At 62.2% G+C, this 17,058-nt stretch carries 12 protein-coding genes and 6 tRNA genes; 13 read left to right on the forward strand and 5 right to left on the reverse strand.

The window, feature by feature from the left end; translation table 11 throughout:
* Window positions 1-2: 2 nt before the first annotated feature.
* The gene (locus HU750_RS20325; protein WP_027596092.1) at window positions 3-1,199 is read right to left on the reverse strand and encodes an amino acid aminotransferase; all 1,197 of its coding nucleotides are present in this window, start codon (window positions 1,197-1,199) and stop codon (window positions 3-5) included.
* Between the two features lie 287 nt (window positions 1,200-1,486).
* Between HU750_RS20325 and uvrB the strand changes: the two genes are divergently transcribed.
* Window positions 1,487-3,502 carry an excinuclease ABC subunit UvrB gene (uvrB, locus tag HU750_RS20330; RefSeq protein ID WP_027596093.1) on the forward strand — a complete coding sequence of 672 codons (2,016 nt, stop codon included), beginning with the start codon at window positions 1,487-1,489 and terminating at the stop codon, window positions 3,500-3,502.
* A gap of 191 nt (window positions 3,503-3,693) precedes the next feature.
* Here uvrB and HU750_RS20335 read toward each other — a convergent pair whose 3' ends face one another.
* Entirely contained in the window at window positions 3,694-5,244 is a 1,551-nt protein-coding gene (locus HU750_RS20335) for an MDR family MFS transporter (RefSeq protein WP_189662680.1), read from the reverse strand.
* Complete coding sequence (locus HU750_RS20340) at window positions 5,234-6,289, reverse strand: HlyD family secretion protein (RefSeq protein ID WP_186682014.1); 1,056 nt, start codon at window positions 6,287-6,289, stop codon at window positions 5,234-5,236. Before HU750_RS20340 ends, HU750_RS20335 begins: the two co-directional genes overlap by 11 nt.
* Window positions 6,290-6,432: 143 nt before the next feature.
* On the opposite strand from HU750_RS20340, the gene gltX reads away from it, so the two are divergent.
* The 12 genes from gltX (at window position 6,433) to HU750_RS20400 (ending at window position 12,742) form a co-directional block, all read left to right on the forward strand.
* Window positions 6,433-7,914, forward strand: a complete 1,482-nt coding sequence (gltX, locus tag HU750_RS20345) for a glutamate--tRNA ligase (protein WP_186682016.1) — start codon at window positions 6,433-6,435, stop codon at window positions 7,912-7,914.
* A 322-nt stretch (window positions 7,915-8,236) separates the two neighbouring features.
* Window positions 8,237-8,312 (forward strand) — tRNA-Ala (locus HU750_RS20350).
* Window positions 8,313-8,384: 72 nt separating this feature from the next.
* A tRNA-Glu gene (locus HU750_RS20355) sits at window positions 8,385-8,460 on the forward strand.
* Between the two features lie 53 nt (window positions 8,461-8,513).
* A tRNA-Ala gene (locus HU750_RS20360) sits at window positions 8,514-8,589 on the forward strand.
* Between the two features lie 42 nt (window positions 8,590-8,631).
* Window positions 8,632-8,707 (forward strand) — tRNA-Glu (locus HU750_RS20365).
* 65 nt (window positions 8,708-8,772) lie between these two features.
* A tRNA-Ala gene (locus HU750_RS20370) sits at window positions 8,773-8,848 on the forward strand.
* Between the two features lie 42 nt (window positions 8,849-8,890).
* Window positions 8,891-8,966, forward strand: a tRNA-Glu gene (locus tag HU750_RS20375).
* A gap of 164 nt (window positions 8,967-9,130) precedes the next feature.
* The gene (locus tag HU750_RS20380) at window positions 9,131-9,670 is read left to right on the forward strand and encodes a TetR/AcrR family transcriptional regulator (RefSeq protein WP_186682018.1); all 540 of its coding nucleotides are present in this window, start codon (window positions 9,131-9,133) and stop codon (window positions 9,668-9,670) included.
* 25 nt (window positions 9,671-9,695) lie between these two features.
* Window positions 9,696-10,529 (forward strand): alpha/beta hydrolase, encoded by an 834-nt coding sequence (locus HU750_RS20385; protein ID WP_186682020.1) that lies wholly within the window; start codon window positions 9,696-9,698, stop codon window positions 10,527-10,529.
* 49 nt (window positions 10,530-10,578) lie between these two features.
* Window positions 10,579-11,013 carry an acyl-CoA thioesterase gene (locus tag HU750_RS20390; protein WP_186682022.1) on the forward strand — a complete coding sequence of 145 codons (435 nt, stop codon included), beginning with the start codon at window positions 10,579-10,581 and terminating at the stop codon, window positions 11,011-11,013.
* Between the two features lie 51 nt (window positions 11,014-11,064).
* Complete coding sequence (locus HU750_RS20395) at window positions 11,065-12,036, forward strand: tRNA dihydrouridine synthase (RefSeq protein WP_186682024.1); 972 nt, start codon at window positions 11,065-11,067, stop codon at window positions 12,034-12,036.
* Between the two features lie 262 nt (window positions 12,037-12,298).
* Window positions 12,299-12,742: an Hsp20 family protein gene (locus HU750_RS20400; RefSeq protein WP_027596735.1), complete on the forward strand. Its 444-nt coding sequence runs from the start codon at window positions 12,299-12,301 to the stop codon at window positions 12,740-12,742.
* 56 nt (window positions 12,743-12,798) lie between these two features.
* Here the strand turns inward: HU750_RS20400 and HU750_RS20405 are convergent, their stop codons facing one another.
* Both HU750_RS20405 and HU750_RS20410 read right to left on the reverse strand, forming a co-directional pair.
* Window positions 12,799-16,095 (reverse strand): bifunctional diguanylate cyclase/phosphodiesterase, encoded by a 3,297-nt coding sequence (locus HU750_RS20405; RefSeq protein ID WP_186682026.1) that lies wholly within the window; start codon window positions 16,093-16,095, stop codon window positions 12,799-12,801.
* Between the two features lie 61 nt (window positions 16,096-16,156).
* The gene (locus tag HU750_RS20410) at window positions 16,157-17,035 is read right to left on the reverse strand and encodes a LysR family transcriptional regulator (RefSeq protein ID WP_027596733.1); all 879 of its coding nucleotides are present in this window, start codon (window positions 17,033-17,035) and stop codon (window positions 16,157-16,159) included.
* Window positions 17,036-17,058 lie beyond the last annotated feature (23 nt).

The raw sequence follows: 17,058 nt of genomic DNA on the forward strand, positions 1-17,058 counted from the left end.
AGTTACAGCACTTCGACGATAGCCTTGGTGACCACGTGGATGTTGCTTTGATTCAGTGCAGCGACCGCGATGCGGCCGGTGTCCAGCGCGTAGATGCCGAACTCGTTCTTCAGGCGTGCCACTTGCTCGACGGTCAGGCCGGAGTAGGAGAACATGCCCACTTGGCGGCCAACGAAGCTGAAGTCGCGCTGAGCACCGTAGGTGGCCAGCAGCTCGACCATCTGCTTGCGCATGCCGTGGATGCGCTGGCGCATTTCGCCCAGCTCCGCTTCCCACATCTGACGCAGCTCATCGTTGTTGAGCACGGTGGCGACGATGGTCGCGCCATGGGTCGGCGGGTTGGAGTAGGTGGTGCGGATCACGCGCTTGACCTGGGACAGCACGCGGGTGCTTTCGTCCTTGGAGCCGGTCACGATCGACAGGGCGCCGACGCGCTCGCCATACAGCGAGAACGACTTGGAGAACGAGCTGGAAACAAAGAAGTCCAGGCCCGACTCGGCGAACAGGCGCACGGCGAAGGCGTCTTCAGCGATGCCGTCACCAAAGCCCTGGTAGGCCATGTCGAGGAATGGCACGTGGCCCTTGGCCTTGACCACTTCCAGGACGTTTTTCCAGTCGTCCAGGGTGAGGTCAACGCCGGTCGGGTTGTGGCAGCAGGCGTGCAGGACGACGATCGAGCCGGACGGCAGGCTGTTCAGGTCTTCGAGCATGCCGGCGCGGTTGACGTCGTTGCTCGGTGCGTCGTAATAGCGGTAGTTCTGTACCGGGAAGCCTGCGGTCTCGAACAGGGCGCGGTGGTTTTCCCAGCTTGGGTCGCTGATGGCAACCACGGCATTGGGCGACAGGCGCTTGAGGAAGTCGGCGCCAATCTTCAGCGCACCGGTGCCGCCAACGGCTTGCACGGTGACGACACGGCCAGCGGCCAGCAGCGGCGACTCGGCGCCGAACAGCAGTTTTTGCACGGCCTGGTCGTAAGTCGCGATACCGTCGATCGGCAAGTAGCCGCGCGAGGCATGCTGGGCAGCACGCTGGGTCTCGGCTTCGATCACGGCGCGCAGCAGCGGAATGCGGCCTTCCTCATTGCAGTAGACGCCCACGCCCAGGTTGACCTTGTCGGTACGTGGATCGGCGTTGAATGCTTCGTTGAGGCCCAGAATAGGGTCGCGGGGTGCCAGCTCGACAGCGGAAAACAGGCTCATTGTTACCTTGGCTCTGATTGGAGAGTGATAGGACGTACACGCTCCAGCCGAATGCACTGAAGCGGTGCACAAACGGGGAGTCAGTATAGTGATACCGACCGGTCACTGCGACACTCTGGCGCAGCTTTTCCGGCCATTTACGCAAATATTTTTTGACCATTGGTCTTATTGCCGTGTCCACAGCAATAAGCGTTCACAGCTGGGGCTTGAAACCGGCCCCGAGCGAACGCATTTGGGTATAGACTACTGGCTAAATTTACAGTTGCTGCGACACCGCGAGGTCCCTCATGTCCGAGTTCCAGCTCGTCACCCGTTTCCAACCGGCCGGCGATCAGCCCGAAGCCATTCGCCAGATGGTCGAAGGCATCGAGGCGGGGCTTTCGCACCAGACGCTGCTCGGCGTGACCGGCTCGGGCAAAACCTTCAGCATCGCCAACGTCATTCAGCAGGTGCAGCGCCCGACCCTGGTGCTGGCGCCGAACAAGACCCTGGCGGCGCAGCTGTATGGCGAGTTCAAGGCGTTCTTCCCGAACAACGCGGTCGAGTATTTCGTTTCCTACTACGACTACTACCAGCCCGAAGCCTATGTGCCGTCTTCCGATACCTTCATCGAGAAAGATGCGTCGATCAACGACCACATCGAGCAGATGCGCCTGTCGGCGACCAAGGCTTTGTTGGAGCGGCGCGACGCGATCATCGTCACCACCGTGTCATGCATCTATGGCCTGGGCAGCCCCGAGACCTACCTGAAGATGGTCCTGCACGTGGACCGCGGCGACAAACTCGACCAGCGCGCCTTGCTGCGCCGCCTGGCTGACTTGCAGTACACCCGCAACGAGATGGATTTCGCTCGCGCCACCTTCCGCGTGCGCGGCGACGTAATCGACGTGTTCCCGGCCGAATCCGACCTTGAAGCCATCCGCATCGAGCTGTTCGATGACGAAGTGGAGAACATCGCTGCTTTCGACCCGCTCACTGGCGAGGTCTTCCGCAAGCTGCCGCGCTTCACGTTCTACCCCAAGAGCCACTACGTGACCCCGCGCGAGACGCTGCTCGACGCCGTCGAAGGCATCAAGGAAGAGCTCAAGGACCGGCTCGAATACCTGCACAAGGGCAACAAACTGGTGGAGGCGCAGCGGCTGGAGCAGCGCACCCGTTTCGACCTGGAGATGATCCTGGAGCTGGGTTACTGCAACGGCATCGAAAACTACTCGCGCTATCTGTCCGGGCGCCCCTCCGGCGCGCCGCCACCCACCCTTTACGACTACCTGCCCGCCGATGCGCTGCTGGTGATCGACGAGTCGCACGTCAGCGTCCCCCAGGTCGGCGCCATGTACAAGGGCGACCGCTCGCGCAAGGAAACCCTGGTGGAATACGGCTTCCGCCTGCCTTCGGCGCTGGACAACCGGCCCATGCGCTTCGATGAATGGGAGTCGGTCAGCCCACAGACCATTTTCGTTTCGGCAACCCCCGGTCCCTACGAGGCCGAACATGCTGGCCGCGTGGTCGAGCAGGTGGTGCGGCCTACCGGCCTGGTCGACCCACAAGTGGAGATACGCCCGGCGTTGACCCAGGTCGACGACCTGCTGTCGGAGATCCGCAAGCGTGTCGATGCGGGTGAGCGGGTGCTGGCGACCACGCTGACCAAGCGCATGGCCGAGGACCTCAGTGATTACCTGGCCGACCACGACGTGCGGGTGCGTTACCTGCACTCGGACATCGACACGGTCGAACGGGTGGAAATCATCCGCGACCTGCGCTTGGGCACCTTCGATGTGCTGGTGGGCATCAACCTGCTGCGCGAGGGCCTGGACATGCCCGAAGTGTCGCTGGTGGCGATTCTCGATGCCGACAAGGAAGGCTTCCTGCGTTCCGAGCGGTCACTGATCCAGACCATTGGCCGGGCCGCGCGTAACCTCAATGGTCGCGCCATCCTGTACGCCGACCAGATGACCGGCTCCATGCAGCGGGCCATCGACGAGACTGAGCGGCGCCGGGAGAAGCAGATTGCCTTCAACCTGGCCAACGGTATCGTGCCCAAGGGGGTGGTCAAGGACATCACCGACATCATGGAAGGCGCTACCGTACCTGGCTCGCGCAGCAAGAAGCGCAAGGGTATGGCCAAGGCAGCGGAGGAGAGCGCCCGCTACGAAGCCGAGCTGCGCACGCCGGGCGAGATCACCAAGCGTATCAAGCAGCTGGAAGAGAAGATGATGCAGTTCGCCCGGGACCTGGAGTTCGAAGCCGCAGCGCAAATGCGCGACGAGATCACCCAATTGCGGGAGCGGCTGATCACCAGCTGATCCTTTGCTCCCGGTTAGGCCTCTTCGCGGGGCAAGCCCGCTCCCACAGGTACCTCACTGCCCTTGTGAAAAGTGAGGTATCTGTGGGAGCGGGCTTGTCTCAGGATGAACGCAGCTCTCAAAGTCAGTGGGCATTTGTGGGAGCGGGCTTGCCCCGCGAAGAGGCCGGTACAGGCAACAAACAAATCAGCTCAATGAGCCTCCCCAGCCTTCAACCCCTCCGGCAGCTTGCGCGTCAACAGTACCGCTACCATGCTCACCGCCAAGCCGATGCCGACAAAGTGGAAGGCATCGTTGTACGCCATGATCTGCGCCTGCTGATGGGTGATCTCACTCAGCTTGCCAAGCGCCGCCGTCTCACTGCCCAGTCGCTCCGCCAGTTGCGCCAAGCGCTCTGCCACCTGTGGGTTGCTGGGCACCACCGATTCGCGCAGGTAGTCGAAGTACACCTTGGTCCGCGCATCCAGCAAGGTGGCCAGCAAGGCAATGCCAATCGCCCCACCCAGGTTGCGCAAGATGTTGAACAGGCTCGATGCCGACCCGGCATCTTGTTGCTGGATATAGGCCGTGGCAATCAACGAAATGGTCACCATGATCATCGGTTGCCCCAGTGCCCGAATGATCTGGATGTGGTTGAACTGCGGCCCCGCAAAGTCCGGGTTAAGTACCCCCGAGCCAAAGCTGGCGGCCCCAAACAGGCAGAAGCCTACAGCGCACAGTATTTTCGGCGAGACCACTTTCATCAGCTGCGGTACCAGCGGAATCAGAAACAGCTGCGGTACCCCCATCCACATGATCACCTCGCCGATCTGCAGGGCGTTGTAGCCTTGGATCTGCGCCAGGTACAGCGGCAACAAATAGATTGAGCCATACAGCCCGACCCCCATGCCCAGGCTGGCAATACTCGACAGCCCAAAGTTGCGGTTGCCGAGGATGCGCAGGTTGATCAAAGGGTGCGGCTTGGAAAACTGCAGGATGACAAAGGTAATCAGGCTGATCAGGGCGACGGTGCCCAGGCTGACGATCAGGTTCGATTCCAGCCAATCCTTGCGATGGCCTTCCTCGAGAAAGACCTGCAGGCAGCCCAGCCCCAGGCCGAGCGTGACGATGCCGGCATAGTCGGTGCTCTTCAGCAGCTCCCAATGCGCCTCTTTTTTCTCCAGCCCGTACAGCAGCCCAGCGATCATCACCAAGCCTGGCGGGATGTTGATGTAGAAGATGTACTCCCAGCCCCAGTTCTCGGTCAGCCACCCACCCAGGGTCGGGCCGATCGAGGGCGCGAAGGTGGCCGTCATGGCGAACATGGCCATGCCCTTGGCGCGGTGGTGCTCGGGTAGCTTGATCAGGGTCAGGGTGAAGGCCAGGGGGATCAGCGCGCCACCGGTAAAGCCCTGCAGTGCACGGAACATGATCATGCTCTCCAGGTTCCAGGCCATGGAGCAGAGCAGGGACGACAGCAAAAAGCCGGCCGAAACCCACACCGCCAAGCGCCGGGCGGACAGCAACTGCACCAGCCAGGCGGTCAGCGGGATCATGATGATTTCCGCCACCAAGTAGGAGGTGGAGATCCACGAGCCTTCTTCCAGGGTCGCGGAAAGCGCGCCCTGGATGTCCTTCAGCGACGAGTTGGTGATCTGGATGTCGAGCACGGCCATGAAGGCGCCGAGCATCACGCTCATCACCGCAATCCAGTCGCGCCGGGTGGGCTCGGCAGTGGGCCGGAGCAACTGATCACCGGCCATTGCGGCCTTCATCCTCGGTGCGGATATCGACAGTGGCGGTGACCGACATGCCGGGGCGGATGCGGCCATGCAGCGGGTTGTCGGCGCTGAAGGTCAGCTTTACCGGGATGCGCTGCACCACCTTGGTGAAGTTACCGGTGGCGTTGTCCGGTGGCAGCAGGCTGAACTGGGCGCCGGAGGCTGCGAACAGGCTGTTGACCCGGGCTTCGATGGGGGTGTCTGGGTAGCTGTCGAACAGCAATTCGGCGCGCTGCCCTGGTTGCATGTGGCCAATCTGGGTTTCCTTGAAGTTGGCCTGTACCCAGATGTCTTCGTCGGGCACGATCGACAGCAGATAGGCGCCAGCCTGTACCACCTGACCGTTGCGTGCGTTGCGTTGGCCGATGGTGCCGCTGATCGGGGCGCGGATCTCGCAGCGGGTCAGGTTCAATTCGGCCTGGGCAAGGTCGGCACGGGCATTGGCGATCTGCGCATCGAGGCGTTTGAGCTCGGCAGTCAGGGCATTGACCTGCTGGCGCTGGCTTTGCAGGTCAGCGCGGGCCTTGTCGACCTGGGAGCTGGCGACATGGCTTTCTGCCGAAAGGGTAGTCACCCGCTCCTCGGACACGAAGCCAGGCTTACGCAGGGCTTCTGCGCGGTTGAGGTCCAGGCGTGAGCGGTTGAGCGTGGCCTGGTTGGCGGCGACCTGGGCCTGGCCCGCAGCGATCAAGCTGCCTTGTTGCGTCAGGCGGCTTTCAGCTTGCACGTGTTCCGCTTCACGGGTTGCCAGGGCGGCTCGGGCGCGCTCGACGGCAAGTTGAAAATCGGCGGCTTCCAGGCGTACCAGCAGTTCGCCTTTGACCACGTGCTGGTTGTCCTGCACCCGTACATCTTCGATACGCGCGCCAAGTTGGCTGGAAATACGGGTGATTTCGCCCTGAACGTAAGCGTTGTCGGTACTTTCGTAAAAGCGCCCCTTGAAGTACCAGTGGGCCAGGAAGGCGAGGGCGATGGCCGCAACCACGACAAAGAAGATCAGCAGGCGGCGTTTGAGTTGAGCAGGCATGAGGACTATGGTTCCAGAAATGTAAACAAATTTAACAGCGACGGACGGCAATTCGACAAGTGTCGTTCGCGCCATTGCTGGAGCCGGGTGCCTGCTCCCTGCTAACATCCCGCCTTTGTTTCATCTTTCGTTCGAGACCTTCCATGACCACCGTACGCACGCGTATCGCGCCATCGCCCACGGGCGACCCCCATGTCGGCACCGCCTACATCGCCCTGTTCAACTACTGCTTTGCCAAGCAGCACGGCGGCGAGTTCATCCTGCGCATCGAAGATACCGACCAACTGCGCTCCACCCGCGAGTCGGAACAGCAGATCTTCGACGCCTTGCGCTGGCTTGGCATCGAGTGGAACGAAGGCCCGGACGTCGGTGGCCCGCACGGCCCTTACCGGCAGAGCGAGCGTGGCGAGATCTACGCCAAATACGCCAAGCAACTGGTCGATGCCGGCCATGCGTTCTACTGCTTCTGCACCGCTGAAGAGCTGGAGCAGATGCGCGCCGAGCAAATGGCCCGTGGCGAGACCCCGCGTTACGACGGCCGTGCCCTGTTGCTGAGCGCTGAAGAAGTGCAGCGCCGCCTGGACGCCGGTGAGCCCCACGTGATCCGCATGAAAGTACCGAGCGAAGGCATCTGCGTGGTGCCGGACATGCTGCGCGGTGACGTCGAAATCCCATGGGACCGCATGGACATGCAGGTGCTGATGAAGAACGACGGCCTGCCGACCTACTTCCTGGCCAACGTGGTCGACGACCACCTGATGGGCATCACCCACGTCCTGCGGGGTGAAGAGTGGCTGCCGTCGGCGCCCAAGCTGATCAAACTGTACGAGTACTTCGGTTGGGAGCAGCCCAAGCTGTGCTACATGCCGCTGCTGCGTAACCCGGACAAGTCCAAGCTGTCCAAGCGCAAGAACCCGACCTCGGTCACCTTCTACGAGCGCATGGGTTTCATGCCCGAGGCGATGCTCAACTACCTCGGCCGCATGGGCTGGTCGATGCCGGACGAGCGCGAGAAGTTCTCCCTGGCCGAAATGATTGAGCACTTCGACCTGTCGCGCATCTCCCTGGGCGGGCCGATTTTCGACATCGAAAAACTGTCCTGGCTCAACGGCCAGTGGCTGCGCGAGCTACCGGTCGAACAGTTCGCCGCGCGCTTGCAGAAATGGGCGTTCAACAGTGATTACATGATGAAGATCGCCCCGCATGTTCAAGGCCGGGTCGAGACCTTCAGCCAGGTTGCGCCGTTGGGTGGCTTCTTCTTCGAGGGCGCGCTGAAGCTCGATGCCAAGCTGTTCGAGAGCAAGAAGCTGTCGGCTGATCAGGTGCGCCAGGTCATCCAGTTGATCCTGTGGAAGCTCGAAAGCCTGCGCCAGTGGGAGAAGGACCGCATCACCGGTTGCATCCAGGCCGTGGTCGAGTCGCTGGAGCTGAAACTGCGTGACGCCATGCCGCTGATGTTCGCCGCTATTACCGGCCAGGCCAGCTCGGTGTCGGTGCTCGATGCCATGGAAATCCTCGGCCCGGACCTGACCCGCTACCGCTTGCGCCAGGCTCTGGACTTGCTGGGTGGTGTGTCGAAAAAAGAAAACAAAGAGTGGGAAAAGCTGCTGGCGAACATCGCCTGATTAGGTGTTGATCGCCTGTGTAGGAGCGGCCTTGCGTCGCGAAAGGGGTGCGAAGCGGCCCCCGCGATAGCGCAGCCCCGCAAATCGGGGGGGGCGCTTCGCGCCCCTATCGCGACGCAAGGCCGCTCCTACAACGGCCGTGTATGCCATGAAAAGAAGGGCAGGGCGGTAAGTGATTGTTATCTGTGAAAAAACTTTTGAATATTTTCAAAAATTCGTTTGACAGCCGTGCAATCCGATCTTAATATGCGCCCCGTCCACAGCGATGAGCGAAACGAAACGCCAGGCACCCAGCCAGCGATTCTGCTCAGAGCGACATAGTGGGGCTATAGCTCAGCTGGGAGAGCGCCTGCATGGCATGCAGGAGGTCAGCGGTTCGATCCCGCTTAGCTCCACCAAATTCCGCTTAGCAGCCACGGCTGATAAGCAAGACCGGGTCCAGCAACCGGGTCTTGAAGGTAAGAAGGTTCGTCCCCTTCGTCTAGTGGCCTAGGACACCGCCCTTTCACGGCGGTAACAGGGGTTCGAGTCCCCTAGGGGACGCCAGTTTTACACAAGCGATGTTTAACGATGTCGCTGGGCCGCGAGGCTAAAAATCTGGGGCTATAGCTCAGCTGGGAGAGCGCCTGCATGGCATGCAGGAGGTCAGCGGTTCGATCCCGCTTAGCTCCACCAATTTTGCCGCGGTTTGTGAAAACAAACCGGCACGAAGGTTACGTCCCCTTCGTCTAGTGGCCTAGGACACCGCCCTTTCACGGCGGTAACAGGGGTTCGAGTCCCCTAGGGGACGCCACTTTTACCCGCGTTTTGCGGGGCTTAAAGAGGCTCATTCGTATATTGGATGAGCCTTTTGTTTTCGGGGCTATAGCTCAGCTGGGAGAGCGCCTGCATGGCATGCAGGAGGTCAGCGGTTCGATCCCGCTTAGCTCCACCAATTTTGCCGCGGTTTGTGAAAACGAGCCGGCACGAAGGTTACGTCCCCTTCGTCTAGTGGCCTAGGACACCGCCCTTTCACGGCGGTAACAGGGGTTCGAGTCCCCTAGGGGACGCCATGTTTACCCGCGTTTTGCGGGACTTTAAAGGCTCATTCGCTTATTGAATGGGCCTTTTGTTTTTCTCCCTTTCCTTTTTTCCGGGCACCGACAGGTGGTCGTGAATTTCGCTTGCCAAAAAATATGATGCTTATAATATTACAAGCATAATATTCGAGGTGGCCATGAACGACAAAAAGAGCAAAACCCGCGAACGGATTCTCGAAGCTGCGCGCAGTGCCTTGATTCAGCAGGGGCCCGCTGAGCCAAGCGTCAGCCAGGTCATGGGGGCTGCAGGCCTGACGGTGGGCGGGTTCTACGCCCATTTCGAGAGCAAGGACGAACTCATGCTGGAGGCGTTTCGCCAGTTATTGGGCGAACGGCGGGACTTGCTGGCGCAGGTCGACCCCAGCCTGGACGGCGAGGCGCGCCGGGCGTTGGTGACCGCGTTCTACCTTTCGCGCAAGCACCGCGACGCGCAAGTGCATGCGTGCCCGCTGCCCAACGCCCTGGGCGAAATGCAGCGCCTGCCAGAGGTGTTCCGCGAGGTGCTCGCCGAGCACATCGAGCTGATGACCGCGAAAATGGTCGATCGCCCCGAAGACATCGACAAAGCACTGGCCGACCTGGCGCTGATGGTTGGTGGCCTGGCCCTGGCGCGCGCCTTGGGCACTGGCGAGCTTTCTGACCGTGTGTTGCGTGCCGCCAAGTCGGCGGTGATCTGAATAACCACAATGCTGGAGCAAGGCGATGACTACCCTGAGCTGGATTCGTGGCGTCAATGGCACCCTCGGCCACCTGGCCCCTGAGCATGTGGCCGGCAAAATGCGCCGGGCATTCATGACCCCACGTACATTGCCCCCAAAAGCGTGGGAGTTGCCGCTGCTGGCCAAGGCCGAACGCATCACCTTGCGATTTGGGCTGTCGGCGTTGCGTTGGGGCAAGGGGCCGACAGTCTTGCTGATGCACGGCTGGGAAGGGCGCCCCACCCAGTTTGCCGCGTTGATCGAGGCCCTGGTCCAGGCCGGGCATACAGTGGTGTCGTTGGAGGGGCCGGCACATGGTCGCTCTCCGGGTCATCAAGCTCACGTGGTGTTGTTCGCCCGCGCACTGCTGGAAGCGGCTGCCGAGCTGCCGCCGTTGCGCGCGGTGATAGGCCACTCCATGGGTGGAGCCAGTGTGTTGCTGGCGTTGCAGATGGGGCTGCGCGCGGAGGCGGCAGTGAGCATCGCTGCACCCGCCCGGTTGCTTGGCGTGTTGCGCGGCTTCGCGCATCGCCTGGGGTTGCCGGCGCGCGCACGGGCCGCATTCATACGCCAAGTGGAGCGGGATGTGGGGATGCAGATCACGCGCCTGGATGTCAGTGGTTACCAGCTGGAACTGCCAGGCTTGGTGGTACATGCGGCTGACGATGGCCTGGTGGCTGTCGATGAGGCCCGTATCATCCACAAGGCCTGGTTCGACAGCCGCTTGCTGCTGCTGGAGGAGGGCGGGCACCAGCGAGTGCTGGCCGACCCACGTCTGGGCGAGGCGGTGCTCGAATTGCTTGCACGGGCCAGCGCGCCGGCCCGGCAAACGGCCTGAGCATCCGTTACACTGGCTTTCAGTTGTGTTTTTGTTATTAGGAGCGTGCATGAGCTGGGACTTGGCAACACCCTTCATCATCGACCTGCGTGTCGGCAGCGAGGACATCGACGGCCTCGGCCACGCCAACAATGCCACCTATGTCACGTGGCTCGAACGCTGCGCCTGGCGCCACTCTCAGCGCCTTGGCCTAGACCTTGCCGAGTACCGCCGCCTGGACCGGGCCATGGCGGTGGTGCGCCACGAAATCGATTACCTGGCCGCGGGCTATGAAGATGACGAACTGCAGCTGGCGACCTGGATCATCGACTGGGATCAACGCCTGCGCATGACCCGCCGCTTCCAACTCAAGCGCCCGCGTGATGGCGCGACCCTGCTGCGGGCGCAGACCACCTTCGCCTGTATCGAATTGTCCAGCGGCAAGCCCAAGCGCATGCCTGCAGAGTTCATCGAGGGTTACGGCCAAGCGCTGATCGGTGCCTGAAGGGCTGTGGTTTTTTGTTAGACTGCCGCCTTTTCCCGCCGAGACCCACACATGCAAATTGCCCTGGCCCCCATGGAGGGGCTGGTCGACAACATCCTGCGCGACGTCCTGACCCGAGTGGGTGGCATCGATTGGTGCGTCACCGAGTTCATCCGCGTGTGCGACCGCCTGCTGCCGCCATCCTCGTTCGACAAGCTGGCGCCTGAATTGCGCCAAGGCGCGCGGACCGCGGCCGGGGTGCCGATGCGTGTGCAACTGCTGGGCTCCGACCCGGTCTGCCTGGCCGAGAACGCAGCGCTGGCCTGTGAGCTGGGCGCACCAGTAATCGACCTGAACTTCGGTTGCCCAGCCAAGACCGTGAACAAGTCGCGCGGCGGCGCGGTGCTGCTCAAGGAGCCAGAACTGCTGCACGCCATCGTCCGCGAAGTGCGCCGTGCGGTGCCGGCGCATATCCCGGTGACGGCGAAGATGCGCCTGGGCTTCGACAGCCCCGATGGCGCGCTGGACTGCGCCACGGCCCTGGCCGAAGGCGGTTCGGCGCATCTGGTGGTGCACGCCCGCACCAAGGTCGAGGGCTACAAGCCGCCCGTTCACTGGGAGTGGGTGGCGCGGGTGCAGGATGTGGTCAAGGTGCCGGTGTTCGCCAATGGCGAAATCTGGACCGTGGACGACTGGCGCCGCTGCCGTGAAGTCAGTGGTGCCGAACACATCATGTTGGGGCGTGGGCTGGTGTCGCGGCCCGACTTGGGCGTACAGATTGCCGCTGCCCGCGAGGGGCGCGACTACCAGCCGATGAGCTGGGACGACCTGCTGCCGCTGCTGCGCGAGTTCTGGCGCCAGGCCCAGGCCAAGCTGTCGCCGCGCTATGCGCCGGGGCGGATGAAGCAGTGGTTGGCGATGCTGACCCGCAGTTATCCGGAAGCGGTCGTGCTGTTTGCCGAGCTGCGTCGCGAAGATGATTGCGCGCGGATCAGCCGGTTGTTGGGGGGTGAGGTGCAGGCGTTCGAGGCGTGTGTTGCCTGATCACGGGGAACTGCCCGATTCACGGTAGGAGCAGCCTTGTGCTGCGAAGAGGCCGGCGGCTCCAGTGACTTCTCGTTGCGAGCACTGGCCCCTTCGCAGCGCAAGGCTGCTCCTACACCGGTTGTGTTGGAACGCAAACCCGCTCAAAAAAATTTTCGTGGTCCCTCTTGAAAGCCATTTCACCGACCTTATCTTTTGAGTACGCGATGCCGAACTCGGGTCGCGCAGTGACTTACTTGCTGAATCTCAGGAGTTTATGACCATGACTACCGCTTTCTCTCTCGCTCCACTGTTCCGCCATTCCGTTGGTTTCGACCGTTTCAACGACCTGTTCGAATCCGCGGCACGTAACGAGGCCGGTAGCAGCTACCCGCCCTACAACGTGGAAAAACATGGCGAAGACCACTACCGCATCGTGGTTGCCGCAGCCGGTTTCCAGGAGCAGGACCTCGACCTGCAAGTCGAAAAAGGTGTCCTGACCGTCTCCGGTGGCAAGCGCGACAACAGCGCCGCTGAAGTGACCTACCTGCATCAGGGCATCGCCCAGCGCGCCTTCAAGCTGTCGTTCCGCCTGGCCGACCACATCGAGGTCAAGGCTGCGGGCCTGGCCAATGGCTTGCTCAGCATCGACCTGCTGCGCATCGTGCCTGAAGAAGCCAAGGCCAAACGCATCCCGATCAATGGCGACAAGCCAGCGCTGAACTAAGTGTAAGGCTGTGACAAAAAGGGCACCTTCGGGTGCCCTTTTTTGCGTGCGGGCAGTCAGTAATCCGCAGGTGCTTCCAGTAGCATCTGCCGGAATTCGTGCAACGGCAGTGGCCGGCTGTGCAGGTACCCTTGATACAAGTGGCAGCCCAGTTTCTCCAGAAACTCCAGTTGCTCGGTCAGCTCCACCCCTTCGGCAATCACCGCCAGGTCCAGGCTGTGGGCCATGGCGACGATGGCGCGGACGATCTCGGCGTCGTTAGGGTCTATCGGTGCGTCGCGCACGAAGGTCTGGTCGATCTTCAGTGCATCCACCGGCAAGCGCTTGAGGTAGGTCAGTGACGAATAGCCCGTGCCGAAGTCGTCCATGGCAAAACTCACCCCGTAACGCTTCAGTTCGCGCATCTTGCTGATGGTGTCTTCCAGGTTCTGGATGACGATGCCTTCGGTGATTTCCAGCTTCAGCATCCGCCGTGGCAAGCGGTAGTCGTCCAGGCTGCGCAGCACCCGCCCGACGAAATCGTTTTGGCGGAACTGCCGCGGGCTGATGTTTACGCACAGGCTGAAATCATCAGCGTCGATCAACCCGTCCGTGAGCATGCGCGCGCAGGCATCGCAGGCTTCGTCGAGGATCCAGCTGCCTACTTCCAGGATCAGGCCGCTTTCTTCCAGTACCTGAATGAACTGCGCCGGTGGCTGCTGGCCGAGCTGCGGGTGGTGCCAGCGCAGTAGCACTTCGGCACCGACAATACGGTTGTCGCGGGCATCCACCTGGGGCTGGAAGTGCAAGGCCAGCTCACCCCGTGCGAGCGCCAGGCGCAGGTCGTTTTCCATGCGCAGGCGCTCGCTGGCAGCCTTTTGCATGGTGGTGTGGAACAACTGGGTGGTATTGCGCCCGGAGTCCTTGGCCCGGTACAGGGCGATATCGGCACGCTTGAGCAGGTCGGCGGGGGTGGTGCCGTGGTCGGGGATCAACGCCACGCCGATGCTGGGGGTTACTTGCAGGCGCTGGCCATCCAGCGACATCGGTTCGGCCAGCAGTTCGCGCAGGGTGTCGGCCAGCTCGCGCACTTTGCTTTCGACCTGTTCGCGGCTGCCTTCCAGGCCGCTGAGCAGCACCACGAATTCATCGCCCCCCAGCCGCGCCACAGTGTCTTCCAGGCGTACGCTGGCCTCCAGGCGCGCGGTGATGATCTTCAGTACCGTATCGCCTACCGGGTGGCCCAAGGAGTCGTTGATGTGCTTGAAGTGGTCGAGGTCAAGGAACAGCAGCGCGCCACGCAGGTTGTGGCGCTTGAGCAGGGCGATCTGCTGGCTCAGGCGGTCCATCAGCAGGGCGCGGTTGGGCAGGTTGGTCAGCGGGTCGTGGTACGCCAGGTGGCGGATCTGCGCCTGGGCATTTTTCAGTTGGCTGACATCGCGGGCGGTCAGCAGCAGGCAGTCGGTCTCGTTGAGGGTGATCGGTTCCACCGACACTTCGACGGTGAGGATGTCGCCGCGTTTGTTGCGCCCGAGCATCTCCCGATGGTGCACCCGGCCACGCTCTTTGAGCTCGGCGAGCAGGGCGCTGCGCTGCTTGTCATCGGCCCAGATGCCCAACTCATACACGCTGCGCCCGACCACTTCGGCCGCGCTGTAGCCGGTGAGCCGGCAGAAACCATCGTTGATTTCCAGGTAGCGGCCGCTGTAGCGCTCGGTGATGGTGATGGCATCAGGGCTGGAGTGGAAGGCCTTGGCGAACTTCTCTTCGCTGGATTTCAGCGCCGCCTCGGCCCGTTGCTGCTGGGTAATGTCGCGCAGGGTGGTGACGCTGCAGGGTTGGTCATCGACGCTGATCAGGCAGCTGGATATCACGCAGGTCAAGGGCACGCCGTTGCGGTGGTTGACCACCACCGCAACGTTGCTCAGGGCCTGTTCGCGGATCACCCGCTCGATGCGTTGCGCACGTTCGATGGACTCAGCCCACAGGCCGATTTCCTCGGCGGTGCGACCGATTACCTGGTCGGCGCTCCAGCCGAACGTCTGGGTAAAGGCCGGGTTGATCTCGATGAACTGGCCGGTGTCCTGGCGGGTCACGCAGATGGGGTCAGGGCTGACCTGGAACAGGCTGGCGAACTTTTCTTCCGAGGCGCTGAGGCGTTGCTCGCGCTCGACCTGGTCGGTGATGTCCAGCAGGGTGCCGGCCATGCGCAAGGGGTTGCCTTGGTCGTCCCGGTACAGCCGTGCGCGGCTTTCGATATAGCGTGACGCGCCGTTCTCCAGCTGCACGCGGTAAGTGATCTGGTAATTGCCCGCAGGCCCTTCGCGCAGGCTGCGGTAGGCTTGGCGCATGACATTGCGCTCTTCCTCCGGTACGCCCTCGAAAAAGGCATCGAACGATTCGTGGAAGGGGATCGGGTCCAGCCCGTGTAGCTGCGCGGCACGGGCCGAGCCGTAGAGCATGCCGCTGGGGATGTGCCAGTCCCAGGTACCCAGCTGGGCTGAGTCCAGGGCCAGGTCGAGGCGTTCCTGGCTGTCCTTGAGGGCCTGTTCGGCACGCTTGCGTTCGGTAGTGTCGACGAAGGTGCTGAGCAAAAATGTCACCCCCTCCAGTTCGATGGCCTGGGTGCAGAGGATGCCGTCGTGCACCTTGTCGTTGCTGGCCCGGAACTGCACTTCCATGATCAGTGGGCCTCCGCTGGCGCGGGTAGCGTCCAGCAGTTGCGGGCGCTGCTCGGGGTGCACCCACAGGCCCAGCTCCAGGCTGGTCTTGCCAATCACTTGGTTGCCTGGCCAGCCGAACATGTCTTCGAAATGCTGGTTGACCTCGAAGATCATGCCGTCGTGGCGGCGGGTCAGGAGGATCGCATTGGGGCTCAGGTGAAACAGCGTGGCAAAGCGTTTTTCCGAGTTGATCAGCGCCGTTTCGCGCTCGCGCTGGCGGGTGATCTCACGGATGACCCCGATCATCTGCGGTCTGCCGTGGCGGTCGTGGGTCAGGCTGCCGTTGATTTCCAGCCAGTGCAGGCTGCCATCCGGCCAGCGGATGCGGTGGCGCATGGCTTGCTCCACGGGCTCGCCGTTGACCACCGCTTGGAACAGCTGACGGGTGCGTGCGCGGTCTTCTTCGGGCAGCAGGTCGAGGTAGTCGATGTCGTTGGGCAGCGGGCGTAGCGGGTCGAAGCCGAACAGCGCCTGGGTACCGCGTGACCAGCTGACCCGGCCGGTTTCGATGTCCCACAGCCAGGCCCCCAGGCGGGCGCCGTTGAGCGCGGCGAGCAGTTGCGGGGCGTTTTGCCAGGCCTGTTCGGATTCCTGTGGGTCGGCCGCAGGAATGCGCGGCAGGCGCGGAAAGCGGTTTGCTGATTTGGGCATTGGTACCAGACCTTTGGCGTTTGACGAGTCCTTGAGTTGGAAATGCCGTACTGACGACCGGTCAGGCGGACCCTGCATGGCTGTCGAGCAAGGCCATGAAGGCCCTCGCCGCATTCGATAGCGTTCGCTCCGTGTGCAAAATGTAGCCTAGCTGGCGCGACAGCTGTATGCCGGGTAAAGCGATGGGTGCAACCTGATCATCGAGCATGGTGCGCGGCAGCACGCTCCAGGCCAGGCCAATGGAAACCATCATTTTGATGGTTTCCAGGTAGTTGGTGCTCATGGCGATGTTCGGCGTCAGGCCCTGGCTTTCGAACAGGCGCTGGACGATGTGGTGGGTAAAGGTATTACCACCCGGGAAGACCGCCGGGTGGCGCGCGACATCGGCCAGGCTGACCGCGTGGTTGTTGGCCAGCGGGTGTTCCGGGGCCGCCACGAAGTCCAGCGCGTCGTCCCACACCGGGATCGCCTTGATCAGGTGGTGGGGCTCTGGCGCCAGGGTGATAACGGCAATTTCAGCGCGGCCATGGAGTATTTCGTCGTAGGCAGCTTCTGAGTCCATGAACTGAATATCCAACGCCACCGAAGGGTATTGCCGTGTAAAGGCCCGTAAAAGTGGGGGCAAGCGGTGCAAGCCGATATGGTGGCTGGTGGCCAGGGTCAACCGACCACTCACTTCCCCGGTCAAATTGGTCAGCGCGCGTCGGGTATCATCAAGCACGTTGAGAATTTGGTAGGCCCGTGGCAACAGCGCCCGCCCGGCCTCGGTCAGGGTCACTTCACGACCCAAACGGTCGAACAGGCGCACATCCAATTGCTGCTCAAGCCCGGCGATGCGTTTGCTGATGGCGGGCTGGGTCAGGTGCAGGCGTTCGCCGGCCCCCGAGAAGCTGCCAGTCTCGGCAATGGCGATAAAAGCGCTGAGGTTGGCCAGATCCATCTTTCAGATTCCTGGTGGTTATG

The sequence above is a fragment of the Pseudomonas sp. SWRI50 genome, from assembly GCF_014269095.1.
Lineage (GTDB): Bacteria > Pseudomonadota > Gammaproteobacteria > Pseudomonadales > Pseudomonadaceae > Aquipseudomonas > Aquipseudomonas kermanshahensis.